Origin of the sequence: Lacibacter cauensis (assembly GCF_007830055.1) — a bacterium.
GTDB classification, from domain to species: Bacteria; Bacteroidota; Bacteroidia; order Chitinophagales; family Chitinophagaceae; genus Lacibacter; species Lacibacter cauensis.
The window spans coordinates 558,493-571,689 of sequence record NZ_VLLE01000005.1 but is presented as its reverse complement, the minus strand read 5'-3'; the positions used below and the strand labels follow the sequence as shown (position 1 = coordinate 571,689).

Below are 13,197 nucleotides of genomic sequence, written 5' to 3'. Positions count from 1 at the left end.
CTAAGTACAAACATTTCCTGTGTACCCAAGGTATAATAGGGAGTTTGTATAAATAATATTTGCAGCAATCCTGAATTAATTACGTAACTTTTGTAAGCCTGTGAAAACATCTGCCACCAGGACGATTAAACCCAATCCACAAGATGGCCCCCGAAAAGGCAAAAGGAGCAGATTCGTTACACAACCGTACGCAAAACAATCCAGTTGAGCGGCAGGATATTTATGGGCAACAAGCACACAGCACTGCAGCAAGTACCGCCGGACAAACAGATTTTATTCAATCGCTTATTCCCGATCTCATTCATCAAGCCATTATTGTAACAGATTTGGAAGGCACCATTATTTACTGGAATAAGTATGCATCCGATATCTATGGCTGGAGTGCAAGCGAAGTAATGGGCAACAATGTAATGGCACTCATACCTACCGATCTTTCGCTCGAAGAAGGCATGGCCATTATGGAGCAGTTGCAACGTGGACAATCGTGGACAGGCCAATACCAGGTTAAACACAAAAACGGACATCATTTTCTTGTCCACGTTCACGACTCGCCTTTTTACAATGCACAAGGAGCAGTTGCCGGCATCATTGGTGTAAGCAGAGATATTACTGAAGAACTGAAGACAAAAGAATTTCTTCATCTGCAAACCAATTTGCTCGACAATGTGGAACAGGCTGTTCTTGCTGCCGATCTGCAGGGCATTATTTTTTACAGCAACCGTTTTGCAGAGGAATTATTTGGTTATCAAAAAAATGAGTTCATCAACCAATCTGTTTTTGAAATCTTTTTAACTGCAAACGGCAACCGACCCTTGCAGGAAATCATGCTGCTGCTGCAACAGAACAACAGTTTCACCGAAGAAGCCGTTGTAAAAAACAAATTAGGCAGGGCTATAGAAGTTGTCAACGTGTACTCTCCCATTAAAGATCAACAGGGAACGATAACGGGCATCATTGCCGTAGCAACAAATATTAATGAGCAGGTAAAAGAACGTCGTGAAAAAGAGTTTGAACGCATCAATCAACAGGCACTCATCAACGCTACTACAGACCTTATCTGGAGTGTTGCCGCAGATTATACATTAATTACCGCCAACCAATCGTTTATTGCACGTATACAGGAATATACCGGCGTTACGTTGCAACCCGGCGACAAGTTATTAAACGAAACTTTTTACCCGGCCGATTACCTGGCTTTCTGGAAAAACATATACGACCGTGGATTCAAAGGAGAACGTTTCAGTTTTGAACTGCATGTGCCGGCAACGCAGCATGTTGCCGAACGCTGGTCTGAAGCAACCATCAACCCCATACGTAATGCCGAACAACAGGTAATAGGCATTGCCTGTTATGGCAGAGATATTACTGCAAACAAGCAAGCTAAAAAAGCCATTGAAGAAAGCCAGGAACGGTTTCGGATCATGTTTGAACAGGCGCCGCTCGGTATTGCATTAATCGATTCGTACACTGGTCATATTTTGCAGGTGAATGAAAAGTTTGCATCCATTACCGGCAGAACAAAAGATGAGCTGAAAACGATTGACTGGATGACGATTACCCACCCCGACGATATTGAACCAGACCTTGAAAACATGCGCCGGCTAAACAGGAAAGAAATACCGGGCTTTACCATGCAGAAGCGTTACATTAAACCCGACGGTTCCATTGTATGGATACAGATGTCAATTGTACCTATTGAGCATACTGCGAACGAAAACCCCAGGCATTTGTGTATGATAGAAGACATTACACAAATGAAAGAGAACCTGCTGCAAGTGGAGCTGAGCAACGAACGTTTTAACCTTGTGGCAAAAGCAACCAACGACATGGTGTGGGATTGGGATATCGTGAATGATACAGTATACCGCAATGAAGAACAGTTTTGCCGCATGCTGAAACTGCCGGCTTCCATGAAAAACGGCACAGGTTCGTTCTGGTTTAGCCGCATTCATCCCGAAGATTTACCGGGCTTACAAAACTTGCTGGAAAAAGTGAAGGCCGATGCGGAACAACGTGTTTTTGAAATTGAGTTCCGTTTTTTAAACGGCGAAGATCAATACATCCACCTTTTAGACAGGGGGTATATTCTGCGTAACGGCAATGGCTCGCCTGTTCGTATGATTGGTTCTACGCAGGACATCACAAGGCAAAAAGAAATTAACAGCGAGCTGGAAAAACTATCGAGAATTGCCCGTGAAACACAAAACGGCGTAATTATTACGGATAAAAACCAACGCATTGAATGGGTAAACGAAGCGTTTGAACGCATCAGCGGTTACACTCTGGAAGAAATAAAAGGCAAAAAGCCAGGCAAATTTTTACAGGGCAAGGCAACAGATACGGCGCAACTGGCCTATATGCGTTCGCAACTGCGTAAGCGTGTAAACTTCGAAACAGAATTAATCAACTACAATAAAAACGGCGAACCATACTGGACCCATTTACAGGTGCAACCCATTTTTGATGAACAGGGAAATCTGCAGCAATTTTTTTCTATTCAAACCGATATTACAACACAGAAAAAAGCAGAAGAAGCATTGATCCGGTCGGAAGAACAATACCGTTATCTTTTTGATAATAACCCGGCACCTATTTTTATATGGAATGTAGATGATTTCAGTTTTGCAGAGGTAAATGAAACCTTCCTTGATGTGTACGGTTATACCCGATCGGAACTGGATGAAATAACGATCAAAGAAATTCGTCCGGAAGAAGAAGTTGGAGATATTGTAGCTTTTGCCAAAAAAGTAAGGACAGCAAATACTTTTCAGATTAACCGTTTATGGAAACATAAGACCAAAAAAGGCACTATCATTTACATGCAAGTATCCTCCCAAAAAATAACGTATAAAAACCGTATTGCTGTTCTTGCCATTGCCATTGATGTTACAGAAAAAAAGATGCTGGAGATGAAGCTGGAGGAAGAACGGAAACAAAAAGAAAAAGAAATTACCCACGCTGTACTTACTGCACAGGAAAACGAAAAAGAGTTTATCGGACGGGAACTGCACGACAATGTAAACCAGATTCTGGCATCGGCCCGTTTGTTTTTTGGTGTATCGAAAAGAACCTTATCGGAAGAAACAATTCAAAAAGCAGACGAACTGGTTGGTAAAGCCATCAGAGAAATACGTGCACTCTGTCATTCATTAATTCCACCAAGCTTTGATGTAACCAACCTTAGCGATGGTATTGAGCAAATAGTTGCACATATCGAAAACGAAACAAACATCCGGTTTATTAAACAATACCACGATACCGATTACAGTAAGCTGCCACAGGTAATGCAACTAACCATTTACCGTACTGTGCAAGAGCAACTAAACAATATTTTAAAATATGCCGGTGCCAAAAATGTAACGATACAAACAACAAGAGCAGACAACGAATTAACGTTACTCATACAGGACGATGGTATTGGCTTTGACCCTGCTCAGAAAAAGAAAGGCGTTGGCTTTCTCAACATTCAAACAAGAGCAGCCATTAGCAACGGAACAATGGAATTAACCAGCAAGCCCGGAGAAGGCTGTTCGCTGAAGCTTCGTTTTACATTATAACGGCAAGCTCCTGTAAGCATACTTCAAGATACCAACTGCACAAAAGCGAACATACTTTCGTCGCAACCTTTTCGTTCATGGTAATCCGTAAAGCTGGTTTAATGGTTTGCTGCCTTCTGAAACATGATAATAATCAGTTTTACAAAGAGTGTATCCCATTTTCTCCTCCAACGGCTGGTAATAATTTTGTGGAATAAAATAAAACTGCCTGTAAAAGGCTGTTTATTGCGTGTATTCAACTAATTTTTACTTTATGAATCGGTCGGTTTACATCATCACACCATCTAACCAAAGCGGAAAATCCATCATCAGCCTTGGGCTTATGCAAATGCTGCAACGCACCACTCCACGGGTGGCTTTTTTTAAACCTGTAATTGAAGACAAAGAAGAAAAGGACAATCATATTGATGCTGTTCTTTCGCACTTTAAAATTCCGATGGAATACGAAGAAGCCTATGCGTTTTCGAGAAGTGAATTGAATGAGCTACGCAACCACGGACGCATCAATTATGTGTACGAGGAAATCATTGAAAAATATAAGAAGCTGGAAGAGCGGTTTGATTTTGTATTGGTAGAAGGCAGCGATTTCAATGAAGAAACGTCGGTATTTGAAGTAGACTTTAACGCATCGCTGGCAACATCGCTGGGTATGCCCGCACTGCTGGTGATCAAAGATAATTTTGATTCGGTTGATGAACTGGTGGAGCATGTACAATTACAGCTTCATTCGTTTGTTGCAAAAAACATTAAGATCATTGGCGTATTTGTAAGCCGTTGTACAAAAGATGTAAGCGCTGCTGAAAAAGCATTGAAAGCAAGATTACCCAAAGAACTCATTGTTGCCATAATACCCAACAGCGAGGAATTGAGCCATCCTACAATGAAAGAGATTGCCGATGAATTAAAAGCACATGTACTCTTTGGTAATGATAAACTGGATACCGTTGCACGCAACTCCATTATTGGTGGTATGCAGCTGGCCAATTATCTTAACCGTATTTCGCCCGACTGTGTAGCGGTAATGCCCGGCGACAGATCGGATCTTGTTATAGGTACGATGCTGGCAAATATGTCGCCCAACTATCCACGTGTGGCTGGGCTGGTTTTAACAGGTGGTTTCCTGCCCGAACGTTCGGTGGTAAATCTGATGGATGGTTCGCAGCATACACTGCCAATATTAGCTGTAAGCACCGGCACGTTTGAAACAGCATCACGCATTGCCAATATTCAACCAAAAATTTATGCAGGCAATGAATACAAAATAAGATTGGCGATTGATATTTTCGAATCATCGGTTGGTACTGATGCGCTGAGTGAAAAGATCAACTCGGTAAAATCGGAAACCATTACACCCATCATGTTCCAGCATAATTTACTGGTGAAGGCGAAGAAAGGACAAAAACATATTGTGTTACCGGAAAGCGAAGACGACCGGATTTTAAAAGCTGCTTCACGCCTGGCAAAAGACAAAATCGGTTACCTCACCGTATTGGGCAAACCGGAAGAAGTGAAACAGAAAGTAAACGATCTTGGTTTGTATTGGGATGATGAACGCATACAGATTGTTGATCCGTTGAACAGTAAAAAATACGAAGACTATTATACAACACTGTACGAATTACGCAAGAGCAAAGGTATGGAGCTGGCGGCAGCAGCAGATCTCATGACCGACTCATCGTACTACGGCACCATGATGGTGTACAAAGGCGATGCAGATGGTATGGTTTCGGGTGCAGCACATACCACAGCACATACCATTAAGCCTGCATTACAGTTTGTAAAAACAAGAGCAGGCTTCAATACCGTTTCATCCGTCTTCTTTATGTTATTGCCCGACAGAGTGGTATTGTATGGTGATTGTGCAATTGTTCCCAACCCAACGGCAGAACAATTGGCAGAGATTGCAATTTCATCAGCTGATTCAGCAAAAACATTTGGTATCGATACACCAAGAGTAGCCATGCTCTCCTATTCATCCGGCACATCGGGTACAGGTGAAGAGGTAGAGAAAGTACGCTCTGCAACTGCCATTGTAAAAGAACGCAGACCTGATATTTTGGTGGAAGGACCAATCCAATACGATGCTGCAGTTGATCCTGTAGTTGGTCGTAGTAAAATGCCGGGCTCCGAAGTAGCAGGACAAGCCAATGTACTCATCTTCCCCGATCTCAATACCGGCAACAATACCTATAAAGCCGTGCAACGTGAAACAGGTGCACTGGCAGTTGGTCCGATGTTACAAGGCTTAAATAAACCCATCAACGATTTAAGCCGTGGTGCTACTATTGAAGACATATACAACACTGTAGTGATTACAGCAATTCAATCAACGAACAAATAAGCTATGCAGATATTAGTGATCAATGCCGGTAGTTCATCGATGAAATACCAGCTGATAGAAACAGACGACAAAACCGTTTTAGCCAAAGGACTTGCAGAACGGATTGGTATTGCAGGCAGCAGAGTAAAACACCAATTCACCAAAAACGGAACAACGGGCGAAAAGATTGTTGAACAGAATCTTCCCGATCATAACGTTGCATTTGAAATCATAACACAACTGTTAACCGATAAAGAAAATGCGGTGATTGCATCGCCCGAAGCAATTACAGCTGTTGGGCATCGCATTGTACATGGTGGTGAAAAATTTTCGGAGACACAAGTGATCACTCCCGAAGTAAAAGATACCATCCGTGCCTTGATCCCCTTGGCACCTTTGCACAACCCGGCTAATTTAATTGGTGTGGAAGCTGCTGAAAAGTTTTTTCCCAATGCTGTGCAGGTGGCAGTGTTCGATACCGCTTTTCATCAAACCTTACCCGAACATGTATTCCGTTATGCTATACCTGAAAAGTTTTATACCGAAGATAAAATTCGGGTGTATGGATTTCATGGCACCAGTCACAAGTATGTATACAACGAAGCCAAAAAATATTTGAAGAATGACAAACTGAAAGCCATCACCATTCACTTAGGTAATGGCAGCAGTATGACTGCTGTTGATGAAAATGGGAATAGTATTGATACAAGTCTGGGCTTTGGACCACTGTGCGGATTAGTGATGGGCACACGCAGCGGCGACATTGATCCATCAGTTATTTTTCATATGATTGAAGAATTGGACATGCCGTTGGAAAAAATAAAAAATGTGTTGAACAAAGAAAGCGGCATGCTCGGACTTGCAGGCAGCAGCGATGCACGTGATGTAGCAGCAAGGTATTATGAAGGCGATCGTAATGCTGAGCTTACGTTTGAAATGTATGGCTATCGTATTCGCAAATATATAGGCGCTTACATGGCCGCATTGAATGGTGTAGATGCATTGATCTTTACTGCAGGGCTTGGCGAAAACTCTGTTCTCACACGCAGCTACGCCTGTAAAAATCTGAATGGTTTAGGTATTGAGCTGGATGAACAATTAAATATTGAAAAGAATCATGCTGATGCTCCTGTAGAAATACAGACAGCAAACAGCAAAGTAAAAATATTGATTGTGCCTACCAACGAAGAATGGCAGATTGCCAAGGAAGTATCGGAATTGGTAAAACAATCGTAGTTGCGGAAACAATAAAAAAGTTACAGCCTGGCGTTCCATAAAAATGCCGGGCTTTTTTGTGCGGTATTGCTACCGCACATTTTTACACGGCATTTTATTCTTCAGTTAACTTTCCTATTTTTATCCTTCGGCATAATTGCTGCTGTTACAAACCTTATTAACCAATACGCACACATGAATCCTAAAGTTGATTTCTACTTCAACAAAGCCGGTAAATGGCAAAAAGAAACAGAAGCCTTACGCAACATTGCACTTGCAACAGGTTTAACCGAAGAATTGAAATGGGGTTGTCCCTGTTATGTGGAAGGTAAAAGCAATGTGGTGCTCATCCACGATTTTAAAGAATACTGTGCTTTCCTTTTTTTTAAAGGTGCATTGCTGAAAGATCCAAAAGGCATCCTGATACAGCAAACAGAAAATGTACAATCGGCACGCCAGGCACGTTTTACTTCGTTAAAAGAAATCACAAAGCTTGAACGTACGCTGAAGCAATACATTTTCGAAGCAATTGAAGTAGAAAAAGCAGGATTAAAAGTAGAGCTCAAGAAAACAAAGGAATATGCAGTACCCGAAGAGTTCGAGGCTGTACTCAAAAAAAATGCAGCATTGAAAAAAGCATTTGCAGCTTTAACACCCGGACGACAAAGAGCCTACCTGCTTCACTTTGCTGCACCCAAGCAGACTAAAACAAGAGAAGCAAGAATAGAAAAATGCACTGCACAAATTCTTGCAGGCAAAGGTTTGAACGATTAATAACAGAACACATGAAAAACAGCAAACAAACTTTATCTGCCAAAGAGCTTACTGCATTACTGCAAACAGTACAAACACGTTTCGAAAAAAACAGTAAACGTCACAAAGGCATTGCCTGGACTGATGTACAAAAAAAATTAGAAGCTGCACCGGAAAAATTGTGGTCACTCAACCAAATGGAACAGACAGGCGGCGAACCCGATGTAATTGGTTACGATAAAAAAACAGGCGAGTATCTTTTTGTTGATTGCTCGGCCGAAAGTCCGAAAGACCGCCGCAGCTGTTGCTACGATCATGAAGCATTGGAAGCACGCAAAGAAAACAAACCCGACAACAGCGCTGTACAAATGGCCGAAGATATGGGTATTGAATTGCTGAACGAAGAACACTACCGTGCACTGCAGCAACTCGGTGAGTTCGACTTAAAAACTTCGAGCTGGATTGTTACACCTGCCCCCATTCGTAAACTGGGCGGTGCATTATTTGCCGACAGACGATACGATCATGTATTTGTGTACCACAATGGAGCACAATCGTATTATGCAGCAAGAGGATTCAGGGGAATGTTAAGGGTATAAAATTAATTGACTTATTACTCCTTCTTCACATACGGCCAACCATCCGCATCCCACAACAATTCATCAATGCGTAATTTGGAACGGCCTTTATCTGCTGCATCATAACCATGAAAGATGATATAATCTTTTCCATCGAACGTATACGCAGCATTATGTCCGGCACCAAACCATTTCTTGCCATCTCCTTCAATAATGAGTGAACCACCGTTCAGTTCCATCGGCTTGCCTGTTTTATCTACATACGGACCGGTTACTGTTTTACTTCTGCCCATCACCACTTTGTAATTACTCTTTTCGCCCTGGCAACAATAATCCCATGATGCAAATAAATAATAGTAGCCGTTCTTCTGAAAGATGAACGGCGCTTCAATGGCACCATTTCCTCCGGCAGTATCTGTTTGTGCGGTTGACCTTGGCCTTGCAGCAATCGTACGCCATTGCTGCGGCTCGGCGATGCTGATGAGATCATTGTTGAGCTTTACCAGTTTTAACCCACTCCAGAAAGAACCAAAGCTGAGCCATGCTTCCTTCTGTTCATCAACAACCAGGTTCGGATCAATCGCATTCCAGTTATCTCTGCCGGGAACAGATTGCAGTAACTTGCCTTTATCTTCCCATTTAAAATCGGGCGATGAGGGATCGAGTGTTTTGTTAACAGCCACACCAATGCAGCTTGTATTTTTTCCAAATGCAGAAACAGAATAATATAGATAATACTGTCCATTGTGGTAGCTGACGTCGGGTGCCCATGTATGTCCACGATAAGCAGGTACTGCAGCAACAGCCCATGCAGGCGGTGTTGCAAACACCGGCTTTTCCCGTTTCCAGTTTTGCAGATCGGTTGATGAGAAAACACTAATACCAAAACCGGTGCAGAACAAATAAAACGTATTGCCTTCTTTGATCATTACCGGATCGTGTACCGGTGTTTGAGCTGTTGTAGTAATAGTACCAACAGACGATTGCCGCTGTTGTGCATGCACAACAGCGGCAATCGTTAAAGCAAGAAGAAAACAGATCTTCTTCATGAAAAATTATTGCAGTTTAATCCGCAACACGCTGAATGAATACGGTGCGGCAGTATAATCAAATTTCTTTCCACCAATGTTAATCACGCTCTCAACTGGTGCTACTTGCTGTGGTGCTGCAATCGAATTGAGTGCTGTAAGATCGTTCTGCTGTAACAACTGCAGCCTTGCAGTTTTTGCCAGCTTCTTCACTCCTTCTACGCTGATGGTTTGGATTTGTTGTTTGTTGGATGCGTTGACAATCTTTACGATTAATTCATTCGTTGCTTTATCCACTACAGCTGATGCATACAAACTATCCTGTCCGGCAACTGCTTCGTTGTTGAACGTAAGCGGCAATACATGTGTTCCTTTGTTGAGCGAGAATAATTTCTGTACATAGTAATCGGGTGTACCGTACACATTGAGGTTATTCACCCAGATCAAATCGGGTGCCCACTGCCAGCCATCTACATGCGCAAACAAAGGTGCATACGATGCCATTTGTACCACATCGGCATTGCGTTCCAAACCGGTCATAAATGCAGCAATGCTGATACCAGCTAACCAGGTGTTGCGTTTATCACCATTGGTTTTATCTACATGCGATGCATATTCACCGGCGAATACTTTCGAACCTGTACGAGTATAGCTATCGTAACGTTTTACATTGCTGAAAAACCAGTCGGGCTTGCGATAATAATGTTCATCCACAAATTCCACATTCATCTTCCGCAGTTCTGTATTCAACAGATCGTAACGTGCTCCATCAGGATCAGTACCTGAACTGGTGATGAGTTTGAATGAAGGATATTTTGCTTTGATGGCTGTTTGAAAAACCTTCAACCGCTCTAAATATTGTGGTCCCCAGTTTTCATTACCAATACCCATCATTTTTAAATTGAAGGGAGCAGGATGCCCCATTTCAGCACGCTTCTTTCCCCAGGTTGTTGTTACATCGCCGTTTGCAAATTCAATCAGGTCCAATGCATCTTGTACATACGGATCGAGTTGATCCAACGCAACCACTTCAGCTGTATTGAACTGGCAGGCCATACCACAGTTGAGGATCGGTAATGGTTCTGCACCGATATCTTCACACAACTGGAAGTATTCGAAGAAGCCTAAGCCAAATGTTTGGAAATAATCCGGCGCCGGACGATGAGCAAACTCTACATTCCACCGATTCATGATCAGCTGACGTTCTTCGATGGGTCCAATGGTTTTTTTCCATTGATAACGATTGGCCAGATCGATTCCTTCAACAATACAACCGCCGGGAAAACGTACAAAGCCGGGCTTCATATCGGCCAGCATCTGGATCATATCGGCACGCATACCACCGGGACGTTTCTTCCAGGTATCTTCCGGAAACAAAGAAACCATATCCATATCTACAGTTCCTGTTCCTTCAAACCAAATACGACATTGGCCTTTCTGCGCCGTATCTTTCGATTGAAAACTTTGTGCGGCTTTACTCCATGCACTTCCAGTTGAAGCAAGATTTACAACCGTATTTCCAATTACTTCGTTTTTCGCATTCAGCAATTCAACATGCAATTTTACATTGCTTGCTAACGTACGATACATCACCGAAAAATCATAACGCAGATCTTTCTTCAAACCCATGCCTCGAAAACCTTCATTGGTTAAACTGAGCGAAGTTTGTGTAGCGTTATTCAGCTGCACACGTAAAAAACGAGGATTTGCCGTATTACCAATCTGCCTGTTTTGCACGGTAACAGCACCTTCAGTAAAAGGCCGTTGTTCTACTTTCCATCCCATCAATGGTTTTAAAAATTCAAACGAACGATTCTTGATGAGCTCTGCATAAATACCACCATCGGCACCAAGATTTATATCTTCAAAGAAAACACCCCACATCGTTGGCTGTACTTCTGCAACAGGTGTATTGGCTTTAACAACAAAAGTTTTTTTGTCTTGTGCCGCAGCAGAAAAAAGAGTAGCGACAGCAAAGATTGAAAGAAAAGTCTGCTTCATTATTTTAGTGAATCAGGTATTGTTTAAACTGGTTTCGAACAATTATTTTACAGCAAGCACCACTACACTGCAGGGAGGCAATGTTACTTCAAGTGATGAGCCGTTTAATTTTGCGCCTTTAAACTCTACCGGCTGAATTTTATTTGGCTCATCAAACGAATTATAATCCTGTACTTTTTTCGAAGTAAGAATACGGCCGGTTAATGTTTTAAAGTTACCGCCACGCAAATCAATGGTAATGGTTTGCGGTTTATTCGGATCAATATTCACCAATGAAATATTGGTAACACCTGCTGCATTCTTTGAAGCAGAACCGGATACTGCAGGCAACTTATCGTTACCTAAAGTGTAGTTAGTTGTTGTTAATTGTAATGGAAGCAACGTTGCATCCTGGTGTACATTGTACATTTCCATTACATGGTATGTTGGTGTAAGAATCATTTTTTCTTTATTGGTAAGAATAACTGATTGTAACACGTTTACTGCCTGTGCAAGATTGGCCATACGTACACGATCGGCATGATTGTTAAAGATGTTGAGTGTAACACCTGCAATCATTGCATCACGAATGGTATTTTGCTGATAGAGGAAACCTGGATTGGTACCGGGCTCCACATCATACCATCCACCCCATTCATCAACCACCAGTGCAACTCGTTTTGCCGGATCGTATTTATCCATGATGGTGCTGTGGCGTGTAACCAGTTCTTCCATTTGCAAAGCAGAACGCATGGATCCAAAATATTGCTGCTCTGTAAAATCGCGGGCAGGTCCTTTTTGTTCCCACTTAATTACTGTGTAATGATGTAAGGCAATACCTTCCATTAACGAAGCAGGAATATCACGCATCAACACTTCTGTCCAGTTATAATCACCGCCATTTGCACCTGAAGCCACACGAAATAATTTTTTCTCAGACCAGCCCGTCATGTAGGTTGAATATTGTCTGAATAAGTTAGCATAGAACTCAGGCTTCATATTACCACCACAACCCCATGCTTCATTACCAACACCCCAGATACTTACATTCCATGGATCTTTGCGGCCATTCTGTACACGCCATGTACTCATGGGACTTGTATTTGCCGGACTGTTTACATACTGTACCCAATCGCTCAACTCCTGCACCGTACCACTACCTACATTACCTGCCAGGTAAGGTTCTGCTCCGATTTTCTCACACATATTTAAAAAATCGTGTGTACCAAAGCTGTTATCTTCTGTAACGCCACCCCACCAAACATTCACCATTGATGGGCGTTTTGCTTTTGGTCCAACACCATCTTTCCAATGATAAGTATCGGCAAAACAACCGCCCGGCCAACGAAGGTTCCCTACTTTTAATTTCTTCAACGCAGCAATAATATCATTGCGTACACCATCCGTATTCGGAATTACCTTATTGGTATCACCCACATAAAAACCATTGTAAATACAATTGCCGAGATGTTCGGCAAAATGGCCGTAGATGTTTTTATTGATAACATATTTACCCGCATCGGCATTAAGAATTGCTTTATTCTCCTGTGCATTGGCAGGTTGTGCAGCAACAAGAGCTGCCAGCAAAAAAACGGAAAGTCCTTTTTTCAGTAACATGGTTTGTTGTTTTAGATACAATAGAATGAAAATGCATACAACACAAAATTGTATACACGAAACACATTTCCCTTAAGGATAACAGATGAGCAGATGGTCTGCCTGCGTTCAGCAAAGCCAGAGACTACAGAAGAATATGTACAATCAAA

General features: G+C 42.2%; 8 protein-coding genes. 5 read left to right on the top strand and 3 right to left on the bottom strand.

The window, feature by feature from the left end; translation table 11 throughout:
* Window positions 1–143 precede the first annotated feature (143 nt).
* The 5 genes from IQ13_RS16155 to IQ13_RS16135 all read left to right on the top strand — a co-directional run bounded on the left by IQ13_RS16155 (window position 144) and on the right by IQ13_RS16135 (window position 8,444).
* Window positions 144–3,557, top strand: coding sequence for a PAS domain S-box protein (locus IQ13_RS16155; protein WP_144887659.1), 3,414 nt, complete (start codon window positions 144–146; stop codon window positions 3,555–3,557).
* Window positions 3,558–3,810: 253 nt separating this feature from the next.
* A complete protein-coding gene (pta, locus tag IQ13_RS16150; protein WP_144887658.1) occupies window positions 3,811–5,898 on the top strand; it encodes a phosphate acetyltransferase in 2,088 nt (695 codons plus the stop codon).
* Window positions 5,899–5,901: 3 nt separating this feature from the next.
* Complete coding sequence (locus IQ13_RS16145) at window positions 5,902–7,113, top strand: acetate/propionate family kinase (RefSeq protein WP_144887657.1); 1,212 nt, start codon at window positions 5,902–5,904, stop codon at window positions 7,111–7,113.
* Between the two features lie 174 nt (window positions 7,114–7,287).
* Window positions 7,288–7,866, top strand: coding sequence for a YdeI/OmpD-associated family protein (locus tag IQ13_RS16140; protein ID WP_144887656.1), 579 nt, complete (start codon window positions 7,288–7,290; stop codon window positions 7,864–7,866).
* Window positions 7,867–7,877: 11 nt separating this feature from the next.
* Entirely contained in the window at window positions 7,878–8,444 is a 567-nt protein-coding gene (locus IQ13_RS16135; RefSeq protein ID WP_144887655.1) for a DUF4256 domain-containing protein, read from the top strand.
* A 14-nt stretch (window positions 8,445–8,458) separates the two neighbouring features.
* Here the strand turns inward: IQ13_RS16135 and IQ13_RS16130 are convergent, their stop codons facing one another.
* The 3 genes from IQ13_RS16130 to IQ13_RS16120 are packed head-to-tail and all read right to left on the bottom strand — an operon-like array spanning window position 8,459 to window position 13,048.
* Window positions 8,459–9,472, bottom strand: coding sequence for an arabinan endo-1,5-alpha-L-arabinosidase (locus IQ13_RS16130; protein WP_144887654.1), 1,014 nt, complete (start codon window positions 9,470–9,472; stop codon window positions 8,459–8,461).
* Between the two features lie 6 nt (window positions 9,473–9,478).
* Entirely contained in the window at window positions 9,479–11,452 is a 1,974-nt protein-coding gene (locus IQ13_RS16125; protein WP_144887653.1) for an alpha-L-arabinofuranosidase family protein, read from the bottom strand.
* A 42-nt stretch (window positions 11,453–11,494) separates the two neighbouring features.
* Entirely contained in the window at window positions 11,495–13,048 is a 1,554-nt protein-coding gene (locus IQ13_RS16120; RefSeq protein WP_144887652.1) for an alpha-N-arabinofuranosidase, read from the bottom strand.
* Window positions 13,049–13,197: the final 149 nt, after the last annotated feature.